A 19620-nucleotide genomic window follows, 5' to 3' on the forward strand; every position below is an offset into this window, starting at 1 on the left:
TCATGTTAATAATCCAATTTTTTTATCATAAAATGCTAAATGAATGTTAAGAAAAATTAAAATATCAGTAAGCACGACGATTAATTATATAATAAATAGTATCTGTTCTTTTTTTTCTTAAAAAGATAATAAATTCATAAATTTTGGTTTTTTATTATCGCCAAATGTGAATAGGCGTTGAGTTTAAGTGGGTTTTGTGGTGTTTTTCACTAAAGCAGTAAATTGATGTGTATGTACATTGATTTCCTCAAATATTCCGTTTTTCAAGGGCGTAAAGGCGATAATTAGTAGTTCTTTATGTTTTCTATGTTATACAACGAGCTGATTCCGGAATACAATAAAATGTCCTTCAGATTCCATTAAACTCATATTCTTAATATTTCTGTCTTTACAATATACTATAAATAGGCGTTGCTATGGTTAAATGATGTAGGATTATAGTTTTTAGCATCTCATTAAAATATTATTTGGGAGTTCTATTTATGTTAGGTGGTATTTTGATACTTTCTTTGTGTTTCAATTGATGGTAAGACTATCTTCCATTACTTAATTAACGGAAAAAAATATCTACACAATACTATATATAGTAATAGAGCGGTCTTCTTGAACTATCCTCATAGTGTTTTGACTCATGTAAGAAATAGGTGTATAGAACTGCTTATATGCTGTATTTGCTCAACTTATGATTTAATAGGGTATTCTATAATTGTCAATGAACCTTATTTGTTGATTAAACATCCGCTGTCTAGTAAAATAGGTGCTTTAGCCCCAACTCAAATACAGACATACCAGGTTAGGCTGTAAAATGTCTTGTTCGGTTATTTTTTCAACCGGGCAGCAATTATCAAGAATTATTTATTCGATAAAATCTTAGTGTAGAAAAATTTAGTTGTAATTTTAGTTTGTATTACAAATTTTTCTTACATTTAAACTTTGATAGTATCCATGCCTGTGTATTTGAAGGAAAATATTACGAATTATTTAATTTGATTTTAAAGAACTTATTTTTTTGAATTAATTAATTGCTTAAATAAATTTCCCGCCCCATTTAATCTACAATTAATGTAAAGCCAGCGATTGTCACTCTAAATGACAAGAAGTCTTGCTAGAAGTTAACATATATGTTTTAACTATAAACTTCCCTCAAGTTTACATCAGGTACAATAGTTAACCTGGATTAAAATATTTATAAACTTAGATTAATAGCCTATGTCTAAAATTACTTTCTCTTCGCCGAATGGCGTAATTCACAGTCAAATAATTTTTCTGGAAACTATCCACTATGGTTAGATTTTACACCTTGCATAAAGCGAAGATGTGTAACTTCTATATCATATAGATACAACCGATCTCTATCCATTAGTTTGGCTTAGTACAGGTCAAGTATGCTTTAATGTTTAGATAGAAGCGACTTGTTAGTGCCTGATCTATAGGCGATTCAATATATCAATTGAATCGCCCAGGACCTCATTTTTCTAATAAATACGTAATGAAACAAAAACTACCAACCTCATGTAGGATTCCCCACAGCCTAGATTTACATGATAGCGTGACTATCCAATTAAATAGAATCGAAGCCAAAAGCTCGACTATTAATTACTCGGGGCAAACCCAAAAAACAACTCTTTTAATTCTATTAGCTTGCATACTCAGTTTAGCTTTAGGACATAACAGCCTGCAAGCTCAAATCAGCAATGCACCTCCCAATGAGATTTCCCCATGGGTCACTGGTACTTATTCTGATTTACAGGCAAGCTTAGTTGATGACGTCCCAAGTCTCGTTCCCGTTTGTCTTGGAGCCGCGATTGACGAGGGTAATCTGATTGATAATGATCTTGATAATTCAGGTACTATAAGTTTCCTCCTTGGACTTGGAGTAGGAGGTGGCTGTAATGCAACATTTGGTGTTAGTGATCCAAATAACACCTATCCGGCAGGCACCTGGGCAGGATTCCGTATTGGAACATCAGGTTTGTTAACCGCGATGGTAGATTTGCAGATTACAATTTCCACATACAATAATGGCGTTCCGACGGCTGATGTATTGGAATTAACTCCAGGATTAATTAGCGCTAATTTACTTTTTGGAGATTCTTCCAATGTCGGCTTGGTTACCACTGAGCCTTTCGATGAAATAAGAATAACTTATGAAACACTCGTTGGGTTGCTATATACAGCGCAGGTCTATCATGCGAGTATCGTAGCTTTTCAAGAAGGGCCAATTTTGGCGTGTAATACTACTACCCCTATGATGCGTCCCGTTTATCCAATGAGTATATCAGAGGATAACACTAATTTAGGCTCAATTATTCAGTTAAATGCAAGTTCTGATCTTGGAAATGTCATCGATAGTGACCCTGATAATTATGCAACATTAGACTTTACCCTAGGCTCAGGTTCTCTTTCTGTAAAAGATGAACTTAGTAGTTATACAGCTGGGACTTTTGCCGGTTTCGATATGGAGTCCACCTCGCTGCTTAGTATAGGATTATTGGATGGTATAACTATATCTACCTATTTAGATGGGGTTTTTCAAGAGGATGCAACGGGAACTTCTGATGGAATCTTAGCCTTAAATACAAGTATCTTAGGTTCAGGAAATGAAAGGGGTCAAATCGGATTTATAACAACTCTGCCTTTCGATGAAGTCCAAATAACAGGAACAAGTTTGTTAGGAAGTATGAATGTATATGGACTTGCATTAAAAGCTTTTTGTGTAACAGCCTCAGATGCCTTAGCATGTAATACACCTGTTATGGCAACCGAACCCGATTTCCCATTAGTTATTAACGGAGTAAATACCGGGGTTAGCGGAGTAGGTTTAGGAGCTGTAACCAATACAAATGCGATAATAGACGCTGACCCTGCAAATTTCGCGACTATCGATATGACATTAGGAGCTTTGGGTTCTGCATCATTATCAGTTTTAAACCCTATAGAGAGTTATCCTGAAAATACTTACGTTGGATTTGATTTGGAAACAGGAGGTCTACTCAATTTAGATTTATTAAATGGGGTAACGCTAACCACTTATTTGGATGGTGCTGTTCAGCAAACAGTTGATGGAAATTCAGAGGCATTATTAGCGGTAAATAGCGGGTTGCTTTTTGGTAATGCCGGTCGATATCAATTAGGTTTTGTAGCAACCACAGATTTTGACGAAGTGCAAATTTCTGTTGATGAATCATTAGTAAGTGTAGATTTAGGAGTCACAAATATTTATGGTTTTATATTAGAACGTTTATGCGAAGCGCCAATTACTTGTGAAGTTACACCACTTTCAAACCCTGGTCAACCTGTAATTATAAACAGCGAAGGTACAGGAGTGAATGGTGTTTTAAGTGTTGGATCAACGTTGGAGGATGTTCAAAATGTTATAACAGAGGATGCTACGGATTTTGCAACCCTTACTTTAGCAGTTGGTGCTCTTGAGACAATGAGTTTATCGGTCTTAAATCCTTTAGGACAATATGCGTCAGGGAGTCAGGCTGGTTTTATGGTTCGTAAAGTAGACGGTCTACTAGAACTTGGGTTGTTGGATCAAATTACAGTGTCGACATATCTGGATGGAACAGAAGTTGATTCAGAAACCTCTACAGGGTTACTTTTATTGGATGCATTAGATCTTATTAGCATAGATCTTTCTGGCGGAGCTAACCCGGAAGGGGTGCAGTTTATAGGTGTAACTACTACCGGGGCATATGATGAAGTTCGAATTGAAATTGGAGCTTTGGCAGATGTTATTAATCAGTTTGAAGTATATGGTGCTTATGTCAACCCTCTTACTATTGATGGACTCGATAACAATCCAACCGTCCAAATCACCAGTATTGGAGAAGATAATGTTATAAATCTTGAAGAAAGTACTTCCACGACGGTTCCAGTCGTTGGAACTGCTGGTGGAGATGCAGTAGAAGGAGACAATGTAGCAGTCACTGTGAATGGAGTGAGTTATGCGGCAACAGTACTAGCGGATAATACTTTTACAGTAGACGTTCCGGGTGCTGGTCTAATAGCTGATCCAACACTGACAGTTACGGCACTTCTTTCGCATGTAGGTACCTCAGTACCGTGTACTACCACCGCAGAAGCATCCCTAGTCTATACTATTGATACTACGCCACCGACAGTACCCACAGTGGATACTCAGGTTACTAATGATCAAACTCCGGTAATCACCGGGACTGCTGATTCAGTAGATGATTTAACAGTAACTGTTAATGGCGTAACTTATACAGAAGGAGACGGAAGTCTTGTAGATAATGGAGATGGAACCTGGACACTTACCGTACCTGCCGGAAATGAAATTCCTGATGGTATTTATGATGTCGTTGCAACGGCAACTGATGCCGCCGGCAATCCTTCCATAGATGACACAGATAGTGAACTAACAATTGATACAGTGGCTCCAACACTGCCAACTGTAGATGTGTTAGTAACAAATGATCAAACTCCTTCTATTACCGGGACTGTTGATTCAGTAGATGATATAACGGTAACTGTTAATGGAGTGACTTATACAGAAGGAGACGGAAATCTTGTAGACAATGGAGATGGTACTTGGGTACTGGAAATACCGACCGGAAATGAAATACCGGAAGGGGTTTATGATGTAGTTGCTACTGCCGAAGATACAGCTGGAAATACTTCTAGTGATGATACATTAGGGGAGCTAACCATTGATCTAACTGATCCTATTGTACCCACAGTAAATGAGCAGACAACCAGCAATCACACGCCGACCTTAACCGGAACAGCAGATTCAGCTGATATGCTGACGGTAACTGTTAATAGCGTAACGTATACGGAAGGTGATGGTGATTTAGTCGACAATGGAGATGATACATGGACACTTCAAATACCGACCGGAAATGAAATTCCGGATGGAACCTATGATGTCGTTGCAACGGCAACAGATTTAGCCGGAAACTCTTCCGTGGATGCCACAGTTGACGAGTTAATTATTGATCCAAATGCTTTAACTACGCCGACGGTTGATTTATTGAATACAAATGATACCACTCCTATGATTACCGGAACAGCAGATTCATCTGATGATTTGACGGTAACAGTAAATGGAATCACCTACACCGAAGGTGATGGTGATTTAGTGGATAATGGAGATGATACCTGGACATTGCAAATCCCGGATGGTAATCCAATTCCAGATGGTGTATATGATGTGGAGGCTACAGTTACAGACAGTACAGCTAGTACTTCCACAGACGTAACTGATGGCGAGCTGACTATTGACACCGTTGCCCCAGTCGCGCCTACTGTGAATCCAGTGGTAACCAATGATCCAACTCCAATAATTACAGGTACTGCCGATTCAGGGGATACACTAACGGTAACAGTTAATGGGGTTACCTATACTGAAGGTGACGGAAATCTTGTCGATCATGGCGATGGTACGTGGACACTTCAAATTCCTGACGGAAATGAAATCTCGGATGGAGTTTATGATGTGGTTGCAACCGCAACGGATTTAGCTGGAAACACTTCTTCTGACGGAACAGTAGATGAATTAACAATCGACTTAACTGCACCAACAGTTCCTACAGTTGTTCCACAAGTCACTAATGATCAAACTCCTACTATTACAGGAACTGTTGATTCAGTAGATGATATAACGATAACAGTTAATGGAGTGACATATACAGAAGGAGACGGAAATTTAGTCGATAACGGAGATGGTACTTGGACACTACAAATTCCTCTCGGAAATGAAATACCTGAGGGAATATACGATGTTGTTGCAACAGCAACTGATGCTGTTGGAAATACTTCAACAGATAGTACTCAAGGCGAACTAACGATCGATTTGACGCCTCCAACGGTGCCTATAGTAAATGCACAAACTACAAGTGATAGTACTCCAATGTTAACTGGAACAGCGGATTCAGTGGATGACCTAACGGTAACAGTTGATAATATAACGTATACGGAAGGTGATGGAAATTTAATCGACAATGGAGATGATACATGGACGCTGCAAATTCCTGACGGAAATGAAATTCCGGATGGAACCTATGATGTGGTGGCCACAGTAACAGATACTGTTGGAAATACTATTTCGGATGGGACTGTGGATGAATTAACAATAGATCCAAATGCGATTTCGACACCAACGGTAAACAAATTGTACACTAATGATCCAACTCCAATAATCACAGGAACAGCTGATTCAGCAGATGATTTGACTGTAGAAGTGGATGGTGTAGTTTACACCGAAGCTGACGGAAACCTTGTTGATAATGGGAATAATACCTGGACGCTTCAAATTCCAGATGGTAATACCCTACTTGATGGTGATTATGATGTAGTGGCTACAGCGACTGATACCACTACAGGAGGTACTTCCGTTGATACTACAACAAACGAGTTAACAATTGATAGACAAGCACCAACGGTGCCTACTGTACACCCGCTAGTGACTAATAGTCCGACTCCTGAAATTACGGGAACAGCGGATTCAGCGGATGTGTTAACTGTAGAAGTTAATGGAGTGACTTATACAGAAGGTGACGGAAATCTTGTCGATCACGGTGATGGAACTTGGACCCTTCAGATACCTGTTGGAAATGAAATCCCGGATGGAGTTTATGATGTGGTTGCAACCGCAACGGATCTAGCTGGAAACACTTCTATTGACGGTTCAATTGATGAATTAACTATTGATACGATAGTACCGATTGTGCCTACGGTAAACCCGCTAGTAACTAATAGTACTACTCCTGAAATTACGGGAACAGCGGATTCAGCTGATGTGTTAACTGTAGAAGTTAATGGAGTGACTTATACAGAAGGTGACGGAAATCTTGTCGATCATGGCGATGGAACTTGGACACTTCAGGTACCCGTTGGAAATGAAATCCCGGATGGAGTTTATGATGTGGTTGCAACCGCAACGGATTTAGCTGGAAACACTTCTATTGACGGTTCAGTTGATGAATTAACGATCAACAGTACGACCCCAATGATACCGACAGTGAATCCTCTGGTTACCAACAGTTCTACACCGAAAATTACCGGAACTGCTGATTCAACTGAAGAATTGACAGTAGGTGTAAATGGTGTGGTTTACACAGAAGGTAATGGTGATTTAGTAGATAACGGAGACAACACCTGGACACTTCAAATCCCTGCAGGGAATGAAATTCCGGATGGTATCTACGATGTGAGTGCAACAACAATGGATGCCGTTGGAAATATTTCTGCGGATATTACGGTTGATGAGTTGACTATCAATTCTAGCTTGCCGACCACCCCGACAGTAGATCCAATTGCAACACCGGATTCTACGCCACTAATTACCGGAACGGCAGACTCTGAAGATGATTTAACGGTGGAAGTTAATGGAGTAGTCTACACCGAAGGTGATGGTAATCTTGTTGACAATGGAGATGGTACTTGGACGCTTCAAATCCCTGACGGAAATGAAATCCCTGTGGGCACTTATGATGTTGTAGTAACTGTAACTGATGGTAATGGAAACATCGCAACGGATACAACAACGGATGAGTTAACTATAGATGCGGATGCGCCGACCACGCCGACAGTAGATCCAATTGCAACACCGGATTCTACGCCACTAATTACCGGAACGGCAGACTCTGAAGATGATTTAACGGTGGAAGTTGATGGCGTTGTTTATACTGAGGGTGACGGAAACCTTGTAGACAATGGAGATGGTACCTGGACACTTCAAGTTCCTGACGGAAATGAAATCCCGGTGGGCACCTATGATGTCGTTGTGACTGTAACAGATGATAAGGGAAACACCGCAACGGATACAACAACGGATGAGTTAACTATAGATGTTCTTCCAGTATCTGATATCAGTATTACTAAAGTTGCTGACCAGTTGAATCCGCTTGTAGGTGATTTAATCAACTTTACCGTAACAATAAACAACAACGGTGCAACAGAATTTAGTGAGTTAGTCATTGATGAGGTAATCACTAGTGGATTTACGTATAATAGACATACAGCATCCATTGGAAATTATAACTCTACAACTGGACAGTGGAAACTAGAAAACCTTGGCGCAAATCAAACAGCGACTTTGGAAGTTTCAGTTCAGGTCAATCCAACAGGTAATCACACGAATATAGCCTCCATAAGGAGCTCGATACCTGAGGATGACAACGCAAATAATACTGCGGAGGTGACTATTGAACTAAATTGTTTACAGGTGTTTAATGAATTCACACCCAATTTTGATGGCTATAATGATTACTTCAGGATAGAGTGTATTGAACAGTATCCTAACAGTGTTTTGAAAATCTTTAACAGATACGGAAATAAGGTATATGAAGCAGTTGGATATCAAAACGATTGGACAGGAATTGCCAATGTAAACGGTGCAGTTCGCAGAGGGAAGGAACTCCCGGCTGGAGTTTACTATTACTCACTTGTTGTGAGGGAAATAGGAGTAGATAAATCTGGATGGTTATATATCGCCAAATAACGGATAACAAATTAACTATTCATTTAAAAATCCTCATTAAAACATAAACTCATGAAAATTATAAACACATATACAACAAATGCACTGTTACTGTTATTAGTATTCTTTGCCGGTATTGATCTAGTCTTCGGACAGCAGCAACAACAGTTTACCCAATATATGTACAATCCATTAACCTTGAATTCCGGATATGTTACGGATCATAAATTAGAGGCCGGGCTTATTCATCGTTCGCAATGGGTAGGCATCGATGGTGCACCTTCCACGCAATCGTTGACTATTGCCGGAAGAACGGGTAGAAGAATAGGACTAGGACTAACCTTGATGAACGAGAACATTGGGCCTTCCAATGATCTCGACATCAACGGGGTGTTTTCATACAATGTACCATTGTCTTACCGAATGAACTTATCATTTGGGATGAATTTTGGATTAGATATTTTGAATGTAGATTGGTCTGAGGGTTCCTATGCGAACCCTTCTGATCCAATCCTCAACAATAATTTGTCTAATGTAACTCCGATTATTGGTGCAGGTGCGTACCTACACGGTGATCGCTGGTATATAGGGCTTTCGACACCTAATTTTATAAAGACCGAAACCTATGATGACGATGAAGAATTGGTCATAGATAAGACAACCGAGTTTTATTTATTAGGAGGCTATGTTTTTGACATAACTCCTGATTTTAAACTCAAGCCGTCTACCTTGATGAAATACAATGACGGAGCTCCAATTACAGTCGATGTGTCTTTAAACGTGCTTTTACAAGAACGTTTCACGGCAGGCTTGTCCTATAGATTTAACGATGCCATTAGCGCATTGTTAGGATTTCATATATCCAGGGGTTTCTTCGTGGGCTATGCCTACGATTACTCCACCACGGAGCTCAATAAGTACAATGATGGGTCACATGAAATCATGTTGAAATACACCGTGCCAATGTTTAATACACGGGCAAAATCACCTAGATTCTTCTAATACCAAGGAAAATGAAAAAAATTTTAATAGTAGTTCTATTTGTACAACTGGGTCTCTATGGGCAAAATAGCAGTTGGAAAGCCGATCAATACTTTGAGAATTATCATTTCACAAAAGCTGCCGCGATGTATGAGAAATCTATTGCTGATGCGGATGTTGTAGATGCTGCAACGCTTGAAAAACTTGCAGACTGTTATTTTAACCTCAATGACTATCGCACTGCCTATAAATGGTATGGCGAGCTCTATAAATTTAAAAGGGGTGACATAAAGGAAAGTACTTTGATAAGATATGTCCAAAGTGCTAGAGCCAGTAGGGAATATGATCATGCTCGTAAAGTTGCAACAGAATTTTATGCCGATAATCCACAACGCTTGGAGGTGATTGCCACGCAAAAACGAGACCTAGATAAGATCCAAGAAGGTGATTCTCTATATAAGATTTACAATCTGGATATCAATTCAAATAAATCAGATTTCGCACCTATGTACCACGGTAATTATTTGTTGTTTACTTCAGCAAGAGATACCACCGTAGCAAAGGATCGCTTCTATTCATGGACGAATCAACCATTTCTGGATTTATACATTGCAGAGCGAAATAAACAAAATGGGGAGCTTGGTGCAGCTGTGAAATTTGGAGAGAATACGCGTAGTGATTTTCACGACGCCACCCCAACATTTAGCAAGGATGGCAGATTTGTGTATTTCTCTCGGAATTACATCAGTAATAAGCGACTCCAGGGAAATAAAGATGGCGTTTCAAATTTTGAAATTGTAAGGGGATATGTCAATGGTGATAATATCACAAATATTGAATCCTTGTCCTTTAATGATATAGATTATTCTTGTGGACACCCTGCAGTTTCAGCCGATGGGAAATACCTGTATTTTGTATCAGATATGCCCGGCGGTTATGGTTCTACGGATATTTATGTTGCCGAAATTCATGAAGATGGCTTGGCAACTAATCCGGTTAACCTAGGTTCGAATATCAATACAACGGGGAGAGAAATGTTTCCCTTTGTAGCGGATAGTGTTTTGTACTTTTCATCTGATTCGCACTTTGGATTAGGTGGTCTTGATGTTTTTTACAGCAAAATACATTCCAGCACCTCTTATGATATTCCTTTAAATATGGGACCTGCGTTAAATAGCAATATGGACGATTTTAGTATGATCATCGATCCAAAGGAAAACACAGGTTATTTTGCGTCCAATCGAAATTTAGGCAAAGGAGATGACGACATCTACTTCTTTAGAAGAAAAGAGCCTGTTCAATACCATTTATTCTCGGGTACCGTGTTTGATAAAAAGACGGAGGATCCGGTATCCGATGCGGATATTGTGGTTACCGATAACTTGAGTGATTCTACTTATGCACAGATTAAAAGCGATCAGAATGGGTTTTACCAGCTCAAGTTACCTATGAATAGAACTCACGAATTAACATTCTCTAAGAAGCTGTATACCACAGAAACGCTACTTGCAAAAATTACAGATGCATCGGAAGCGGAACTTAAAAACAATGATGTTTACCTCACTTCTTTAGAGAGTTTAACTGTAAAAGAGGGTGATCTGCTTAAGATTGATGTTGATCCAATTTACTTTGAATACGATAAAGCAGAAATTACACCCAAGGCTGAAGTTGCATTAGAAAAGGTGTTTTATGTCATGGAGGAATTTCCGGAAATGCGGATATTAATTGAGTCCCATACTGATAGTAGGGGGTCGGATGACTATAATCTGAGTCTCTCTAATTTAAGAGCAGAAAACACCAAACGCTATTTAATAGGAAAAGGTATAGATCGATCTAGGATTGAAGGAGCAAGAGGATTCGGGGAGCAAAGATTACTCAATAAATGCTCCAATGGGGTGCGGTGTAGTGATGGAGAACACGCTTTAAATCGAAGATCAAATTTTGTAATTATTCAAGAATAAATTTTAATAAGACGCTATATGCGATTCTATTATATAAGATAGTTTTTGTTTGCTCATAATTTATTGGGAGTAATTGGTTGTCTTTCTGTAGTATGGTTTTCCTAAACATTACCTATTACAAAAGGCAACCTCTTATTATAATTCAAGGAAACTACCGTCACGGCCCCCCTAAAACCATTCAAACTACATGAAGTCAGTTTATTGCATATTGATTTTACTTGGTGTTTACGCCATCAGCACTCAAAGGGCTTATGGACAGCGAGTGTACGCAGATAAGCAGGAGTCTCTGGCAACACCTTTGCTAGCTAGTGTGACTAATGAAAACAATGCTGTAGATGTAGATACTACGAATTATTCTACTTTGAATGTTTCAATTAGTTTAGTTAGTATAGGAACTGCTACGCAAAACCTACAATTTGCAGGTACTATAAAGCCTCAGCCAACAGCGCCATTAATGATCCGATTTGCATCAGATGGTTCTCTTCTTGGGCTTTTAGATGGGATTGAAGTGCAACGTACTAATAATGGTATTAATAATCCTGTGGGAGATTCCTATTCATCGAACAATCTTCTTGATTTACTAGGGCTTCTCGGGACTGAGCAGGCTAGCGATGTTACCGTTCCTGTTCCTGGTACAAATGAGCCCGCAGATGGAGTGCGACTTAGAATAAGTAGCGGTCTTCTAGGTTTAGGCTTTAGCACTGACTTATACTATGCTTTTTTTATTACTCCACCCACTGTTGAGAGCCCTGTCTCTGTATGTGAGGGGGAGTCCGCGCTAATTAGTATTTCTAATTTTCAACCAGGTTATACCTATACTATATATGACGCCCTTACTGGTGGCAATCTACTGCTTAGCGGTACTTCGGATGTGCTTTCATTCTCTATGGAAGGAAGAACAACCGGAACCTATTATATAGAAGCCGTGGAAGGAGAGACAGAATTTGCTTCTTCCAGAACTGCTTTCACCATTACAATCTATCCAAAACCAGGTAATCCTGATATAGATCTAAATGTCAATCAAAATTAAAATCGGATAATAATCTAACTTTTAAATACACAGAACTATGAAATCGTACAAAGAATTTTTTTTCAGTTTTCTTATAAGCTTTACGCTATTATTTGCATTTCAAATAAATGCACAAACCCACCCAAACTTTCAATCCCCCATTAGTGTGCCCGCTGATTTGGACGTTGGAACTATTAGCAGTGGAGAGACTATGGTGACCACACTAAGCGAAGCAGTATTGTTTTATAATCCCGTCACTAGCGGTCCCTCTATTACTTTAAACGCCAGCCTAGATGATGGGACTGGAAATACCTTTACTTCCTATGAGTGGAATAGCGTGCTCGGGGATGGAACCGAAACTCTTGTTACAGGTACCACTACGGCTATTTTAACCGCTTCCGGGCTGGCTCCCGGATATCATAAATATAGGGTCTATGGATTGGTTGATAATGGAGATGGTACCGTGACTTGTCAATCCGATGATTACCAGGATATCATTCTGTTTGTTTTGCCTGAACTTAGTGTAACTACCACAGCGAATCTTAATGGAAATCCTGCAGGTTATTGTGTGGCGGAAATACCGACTACTCCAATTAATTTATCTGTAAGCGGTCTCTCTGCGGATTATACTGCTAATACTAATGGATATGTCAATCCAACTGCAGAGGACTTTACGCTGAACTATAAGTGGTATGCAGTCTTGGATGGCGGAACAGCCAATCCTATTGATTTAGCAACGACAACAAATAATTATGATGTGACAATTACGCAGCCAGGCACCTATACTTTTTATGTTGAAGCTACCTACGCAGTGAAAGTTGATGATAGTGCCAGAGAATATGTAGTATTTACAGATGTGGTTGAAGGTGGAACAGGGGTTCCGTTGGAAATTGAAGTAACTCCGATACCTGGAGCACCAACCATTACAATTGGCGGAGTCACCGAATAATTGCAAATGGCACTTTATATAGAAGTGCAGCTAACTAACATTCCGTTCTAAGGATCTATTACGTCATTTAAATATGCAAGGATATTGTCATAACAAATGGTTCAAAGTATCTCTGGGGTTGATTATCGTACTTGTTGTTTGTGTTGAGAATGCCTATGGGCAATCTAAAATACAACAAGTCGAAGTGAATCCTGGAGAGTCCGTACGCCTAAACGTCTTTTCAGAAGGTGCTACCAGCTATGTATGGTTGCGTAATGATGAGATTATTGATATGGCAACTACTTCATTTCTGATTACTGACCAGGCAGGGATGTATAGTGCAATTGCTTATAACGATTTTGAGTGCTCCTCAATAATGTCAAATCTTGTTGAGGTAGTTGTTAATGCAACAGTTCCCCAATACAGTGTTGAGCATTATTGTGAATGGTCCAAACCAACCATTTTGGAAATTGATGTCGGGGCAGAGGATATTGTTTGGTTTTCTGAAAAAGAGCGACAAACCAGCTTGCCGGCTAATACTCCACTAGTGGATGGTGTAACCTATTACGGGATAAGCGCTACAACTGCTATGGATTATGAAGTTCAAGTCTTTTTAGATGCTTGTCTGGATATCGCGGTTGAAAAAAGTGTGGATGCCGTAGAAGCCGCTGTTGGCACGCAGGTGAGTTTTACGATAGTTGTTAGTAATGTCGGAAATATTACTGGTGAGAACCTAGTGATAAAAGAACAGCTTCCGGATGGTTACTCGTATCAGGATCATCAATTGAGCCTGGGGCACTACAGCAGTGTATCAGGTTTGTGGGAGCTGCCGGAATTGGCTCCCAATTCAAGTGAGGAGCTAAAGCTTCGTACGCGCCTAAAAGAAGGTCGTAATTATGTAAACACTGCAGCATTGGTCTATTCAGAACCGAAGGATTTTATGATTGACAACAATGTTGCCAATGCTCAGGTGGAACCGACTTGTGTGCGTGTGTTTGATATTTTTACACCCAATCATGACGGGAATAATGACACCTTTGTTATCCAGTGCATTGAGAAGTATCCAAACAATACATTAAAGGTGTTTGATAAGGATGGGTCCTTGGTGTATTCCAAATATGGATATGACAATAGTTGGAATGGGTATAGCAATTCTAAGTGGGCCCTTAATAGGAGTAAACCATTACCTGCTGGTGTATATTTTTACATTTTAGATTTAGGAAATGACACCAAAACCATGACGGGGTGGATATTTATAGGATATTAGGTGAAATCAGAAATTTTCAAGGTTTTGGATTTCGTACTTCATTGATTGCGAATAGATTTTATTGAAAATTAATCCGTTAAGCGTTTGATTTATGAATAAATATTTTTACCTTTGCCACCCTTTTAAACCAAAAGAGTATCTGGTCAATAACTGGAAACTATTGATTTACAAGGATTTGATTAATAAAAAACATAATTATTGTTAAGTAGATTATGCCAACAATTTCACAATTAGTACGAAAAGGAAGAACCACACTTACTAAGAAGAGTAAATCGGTTGCTTTAGATTCGTGTCCTCAAAGAAGAGGGGTTTGTACGCGTGTTTATACTACTACACCTAAGAAGCCTAACTCTGCAATGCGTAAAGTTGCAAGGGTTCGTCTTACCAATGGTAAAGAAGTGAATGCATACATCCCTGGAGAAGGTCACAATTTACAAGAGCACTCGATAGTATTAGTTAGAGGCGGAAGGGTAAAGGATTTGCCAGGAGTTAGGTATCACATCGTTCGCGGTGCATTGGATACTGCTGGAGTTCAAGGAAGAACGCAACGTAGATCAAAATACGGAGCTAAACGCCCTAAAAAGTAATTAACCACTTTTAAAAAGAAGAAATGAGAAAAAAACAGGCCAAGAAGAGACCTCTTTTACCAGATCCGAGATTTAACGATCAACTAGTCACGCGTTTTGTGAACATGATGATGTGGGACGGTAAAAAGTCTGTAGCGTTCAAAATTTTCTATGACGCAATGGATATTGTGGAAGAGAAAAAACAAGACGAAGAAAAAACTGCTTTGGAAGTATGGAAAGATGCGTTGTCAAACGTAATGCCACATGTTGAGGTGAGAAGTCGTCGTGTGGGTGGTGCCACATTCCAGATCCCTATGCAGATCAGACCGGACAGAAAAGTATCAATGGCTATGAAGTGGTTGATTAGTTATTCCCGTAAGAGAAATGACAAATCAATGGCTCTTAAATTAGCTTCTGAGGTGTTAGCAGCTTCTAAAGAAGAAGGTGCAGCAGTGAAGAAGAGAGTTGATACGCATAAGATGGCTGAGGCAAATAAAGCATTCTCACACTTTAGATTTTAATACGTAAGATGGCACAAAGAGATTTAAAATATACAAGAAACATAGGAATTGCAGCGCACATTGATGCTGGTAAAACAACAACTACTGAACGTATCTTATTCTATACGGGAGTTTCTCATAAAATAGGTGAGACTCACGATGGTTCTGCAACTATGGACTGGATGGAGCAAGAGCAGGAGCGTGGTATTACCATTACATCGGCGGCAACAACTTGTACATGGCAGTTCCCTATGGAGAATGCGGAGGTCACTCCTGACACGCACAATTATAATTTTAACATTATCGATACTCCCGGTCACGTTGACTTTACTGTTGAGGTAAGTCGTTCATTACGTGTATTGGATGGGTTAGTTTTCTTGTTTAGTGCAGTTGACGGTGTTGAGCCTCAATCTGAAACTAACTGGAGATTGGCGGACCAATACGATGTGCCTCGAATTGGTTTTGTGAACAAAATGGACCGTTCAGGAGCTAACTTCTTAAGCGTGGTTAACCAGGTTAAAGAAATGTTGGGTTCTAATGGAGTCCCAATTGTTTTGCCTATCGGTGACGAAGCTGATTTTAAAGGTATCGTTGACTTGGTGAAAAACAGAGCGGTTGTTTGGCATGACGAAAACTATGGTTCTACTTTTGACGTAGTGGATATCCCTGCTGATATGGTAGATGAGGTAAAAGAGTACAGAGCATTGCTTATAGAGCAAGTTGCTGAGTACGATGAAAACCTTATGGAGAAGTTTTTCGAAGACGAAGAATCTATTACAGAAGAAGAAGTACACGCTGCACTTAGAGCTGCTGTTATGGATAGAGCTATCATTCCTATGGTGTGTGGTTCTTCCTTTAAAAACAAAGGAGTTCAATTTTTATTAGACGCAGTTTGTCGTTATTTACCTTCACCGGTTGATAAAGAAGGTATCGTAGGTACCCATCCTGATACCGGAGAAGAAATAGTTCGTAAGCCAAGTGTTGAAGCACCATTTGCTGCATTGGCTTTCAAAATTGCTACCGATCCTTTCGTAGGTCGTTTAGCATTCTTCCGTGCATACTCAGGTAGATTGGATGCTGGATCTTATGTTTTGAACAATAGATCGGGTAAAAAAGAACGTATTTCGCGTATCTACCAAATGCACTCAAATAAGCAAAATTCAATTGACTTTATTGAAGCTGGAGATATTGGAGCTGCTGTTGGATTTAAGGACATCAAAACCGGTGATACCTTATCTGATGAAAAAGCACCAATTGTATTAGAGAGTATGAATTTCCCTGATCCCGTAATTGGTATCGCGGTTGAGCCTAAAACTAAGGCTGATGTTGATAAGATGGGTATGGCTTTGGCTAAACTATCTGAAGAAGATCCAACATTTACTGCAAGAACTGATGAGGCGTCAGGTCAAACCATTATCTCTGGTATGGGTGAGCTTCACTTGGATGTTATTGTTGATCGTCTTAGACGTGAGTTTAAGGTTGAAGTAAACCAAGGACAGCCACGCGTTGAGTATAAAGAAGCTATTACGCAAAAAGCCGACCACAGAGAGGTTTACAAAAAACAATCCGGTGGTCGTGGTAAATTTGCTGATATCGTATTTACGCTTGAACCTGCAGAAGAAGGTAAGGTAGGTCTTGATTTCGAATCTGTGATCAAGGGTGGTAACGTACCAAAAGAATTTATCCCATCTGTAGAGAAAGGATTTAAAGAAGCGATGAAAAACGGACCTCTGGCAGGTTACGAGCTCGACGCTATGAAAGTCACTTTAACTGATGGTTCTTATCACGATGTGGATTCCGATCAATTATCATTCGAATTGGCTGCTAAAATAGGATTTAGATCTGCTGCTAAGGCTGCTAAATCTGTAATCATGGAGCCAATCATGAAATTAGAAGTATTAACTCCTGAAGATTACATGGGAGATATCGTAGGTGACCTTAACCGTCGTCGTGGTCAAGTTAATGACATGAGTGACAGGGCAGGTTCGAAGGTGATTAAAGCACTTGTGCCACTTTCTGAAATGTTTGGATATGTAACTTCGTTACGTACTCTTTCTTCAGGTCGTGCGACTTCAACTATGGAGTTCTCACATTATGCTGAAACACCATCTAATATTGCAGAAGCTGTTATTAAGGAAGCAAAAGGAGTTGAAGCTTAAATTTTAAGAAAATGAGTCAGAAAATTAGAATAAAATTAAAATCATACGATTACAATTTGGTAGATAAATCTGCTGAGAAAATCGTTAAAACGGTAAAAAGTACCGGAGCTGTTGTTACAGGTCCAATACCATTGCCTACACATAAAAAGATTTTTACTGTATTGCGTTCTCCACACGTAAATAAGAAATCAAGAGAGCAATTTCAATTGAGTTCTTATAAGAGATTACTTGATATCTACAGTTCTTCATCAAAAACTATTGATGCTTTGATGAAACTAGAATTGCCAAGTGGTGTTGAGGTAGAGATTAAAGTATAATCTTTTTACGGACTCGAGGATTCTTAGGAATCCTAAAGACCAATATAGTTTCACTCAATTATTGAGTAAAGACATGTCCTGAGCGATACGCGAAGGAAAAACGGATAAAAATACATTTCAGGGTTGGGAGTATTTTTCAGCCCTGAAATATTTTTGATAATTAAATAATTAAGTACTAACAATGTGGTCAAAGGTTTATTGAAAACCGGAGATCCTTAAACGTAAATTAAATGTCTGGGTTAATAGGAAGAAAGATTGGTATGACCAGCATTTTCGATGAAAACGGGAAAAACATTCCTTGTACAGTAATCGAAGCTGGACCATGCGTAGTTACCCAAGTCAGAACTCTAGAAGTTGACGGGTATGAAGCCCTTCAACTTGGTTTCGATGACAAGGCAGAAAAACGTGCTAACAAGGCCGAAGTCGGTCATGCAAAAAAAGCAGGCGTTTCTCCTAAGAAGAAAGTTGTTGAATTCCAAGATTTTGAAGGTGAATACAAATTAGGAGACACTTTAACTGTTGAAAGATTTGTAGAAGGAGAATTTATTGATGTTACTGGTACATCAAAAGGTAAAGGATTCCAAGGGGTTGTTAAACGTCATGGTTTTGCCGGAGTTGGTCAATCCACTCACGGTCAGCACAACCGTTTAAGAGCGCCAGGATCTATTGGTGCAGCATCCTATCCTTCACGTGTATTCAAAGGAATGCGCATGGCTGGACAAATGGGGTCAGAAAAAGTAACAGTACAAAACTTGCAAGTGTTAAAAGTGGTTCCGGAAAAAAATCTTTTAGTAGTTAAAGGATGTATACCTGGTCACAAAAATGCTTACGTAATCGTTCAGAATTAATGGAAGTAGCAGTTTTAGATATTAACGGAAAAGAAACTGGTAGAAAGGTTAATCTTTCTAATTCAGTTTTTGGTGTAGAGCCAAGTAATCACGCTGTATACTTAGACGTGAAACAGTTTTTGGCAAATCAGCGTCAAGGGACTCACAAGTCTAAAGAAAGAGCTGAGATCGCTGGAAGTACACGAAAGATCAAAAAACAAAAAGGAACAGGAACAGCTAGAGCAGGGAGTATCAAATCTCCGGTATTTAGAGGTGGAGGTAGAATTTTTGGACCAAGACCAAAAGATTACACGCAAAAGCTTAACAAAAATGTTAAGCGTTTAGCTAGAAAATCTGCCCTTAGTTTGAAAGCAAAAGACAATTCAATTATCGTTGTTGAGGACTTTAATTTCGAAGCGCCAAAAACGAAAGAATTCACTAATGTTTTGAAAGCTTTAGGGTTAGAGAACAAAAAATCCCTGTTCGTGTTGGGAGATTCAAATAATAACGTATATTTGTCGTCACGCAATTTAAAGGTTTCTGAGGTCGTAACTACTTCAGAATTAAATACTTACAAAATTGTAAACGCAAATAGTATTGTTCTTTTTGAAGGGTCTATTGAAGGAATTGAGTCGAATTTAAGTAAATAAAGA

The 19620-nt window shown here is 39.2% G+C and carries 12 protein-coding genes; all 12 read left to right on the forward strand.

What is annotated here, in order from left to right; all coding sequences use genetic code 11:
- Window positions 1-1489: 1489 nt before the first annotated feature.
- The 12 genes from ACN0TV_RS00385 to rplD all read left to right on the forward strand — a co-directional run bounded on the left by ACN0TV_RS00385 (window position 1490) and on the right by rplD (window position 19617).
- Window positions 1490-8473: an Ig-like domain-containing protein gene (locus tag ACN0TV_RS00385; RefSeq protein ID WP_417358994.1), complete on the forward strand. Its 6984-nt coding sequence runs from the start codon at window positions 1490-1492 to the stop codon at window positions 8471-8473.
- Window positions 8474-8524: 51 nt separating this feature from the next.
- The gene (locus ACN0TV_RS00390; RefSeq protein WP_417358996.1) at window positions 8525-9454 is read left to right on the forward strand and encodes a type IX secretion system membrane protein PorP/SprF; all 930 of its coding nucleotides are present in this window, start codon (window positions 8525-8527) and stop codon (window positions 9452-9454) included.
- 11 nt (window positions 9455-9465) lie between these two features.
- Window positions 9466-11394, forward strand: a complete 1929-nt coding sequence (locus ACN0TV_RS00395) for an OmpA family protein (protein ID WP_417358998.1) — start codon at window positions 9466-9468, stop codon at window positions 11392-11394.
- 187 nt (window positions 11395-11581) lie between these two features.
- Window positions 11582-12424, forward strand: a complete 843-nt coding sequence (locus ACN0TV_RS00400; protein WP_417359000.1) for an immunoglobulin domain-containing protein — start codon at window positions 11582-11584, stop codon at window positions 12422-12424.
- A gap of 37 nt (window positions 12425-12461) precedes the next feature.
- Window positions 12462-13352, forward strand: coding sequence for a hypothetical protein (locus ACN0TV_RS00405; RefSeq protein WP_417359002.1), 891 nt, complete (start codon window positions 12462-12464; stop codon window positions 13350-13352).
- Between the two features lie 73 nt (window positions 13353-13425).
- Window positions 13426-14598: a gliding motility-associated C-terminal domain-containing protein gene (locus ACN0TV_RS00410; RefSeq protein ID WP_417359004.1), complete on the forward strand. Its 1173-nt coding sequence runs from the start codon at window positions 13426-13428 to the stop codon at window positions 14596-14598.
- A 212-nt stretch (window positions 14599-14810) separates the two neighbouring features.
- The gene (gene rpsL, locus ACN0TV_RS00415) at window positions 14811-15185 is read left to right on the forward strand and encodes a 30S ribosomal protein S12 (protein WP_008992282.1); all 375 of its coding nucleotides are present in this window, start codon (window positions 14811-14813) and stop codon (window positions 15183-15185) included.
- A 23-nt stretch (window positions 15186-15208) separates the two neighbouring features.
- Window positions 15209-15685: a 30S ribosomal protein S7 gene (rpsG, locus tag ACN0TV_RS00420; protein WP_417359006.1), complete on the forward strand. Its 477-nt coding sequence runs from the start codon at window positions 15209-15211 to the stop codon at window positions 15683-15685.
- An 8-nt stretch (window positions 15686-15693) separates the two neighbouring features.
- Window positions 15694-17823: an elongation factor G gene (fusA, locus tag ACN0TV_RS00425; protein ID WP_417359008.1), complete on the forward strand. Its 2130-nt coding sequence runs from the start codon at window positions 15694-15696 to the stop codon at window positions 17821-17823.
- A gap of 11 nt (window positions 17824-17834) precedes the next feature.
- Window positions 17835-18140, forward strand: a complete 306-nt coding sequence (gene rpsJ, locus ACN0TV_RS00430; RefSeq protein ID WP_008992279.1) for a 30S ribosomal protein S10 — start codon at window positions 17835-17837, stop codon at window positions 18138-18140.
- 230 nt (window positions 18141-18370) lie between these two features.
- Window positions 18371-18988 carry a 50S ribosomal protein L3 gene (rplC, locus tag ACN0TV_RS00435; protein WP_417359011.1) on the forward strand — a complete coding sequence of 206 codons (618 nt, stop codon included), beginning with the start codon at window positions 18371-18373 and terminating at the stop codon, window positions 18986-18988.
- Window positions 18988-19617: a 50S ribosomal protein L4 gene (gene rplD, locus ACN0TV_RS00440; protein ID WP_417359013.1), complete on the forward strand. Its 630-nt coding sequence runs from the start codon at window positions 18988-18990 to the stop codon at window positions 19615-19617. Before rplC ends, rplD begins: the two co-directional genes overlap by 1 nt.
- Window positions 19618-19620 lie beyond the last annotated feature (3 nt).

Origin of the sequence: Galbibacter sp., assembly GCF_048266365.1 — a bacterium.
Lineage (GTDB): Bacteria > Bacteroidota > Bacteroidia > Flavobacteriales > Flavobacteriaceae > Galbibacter.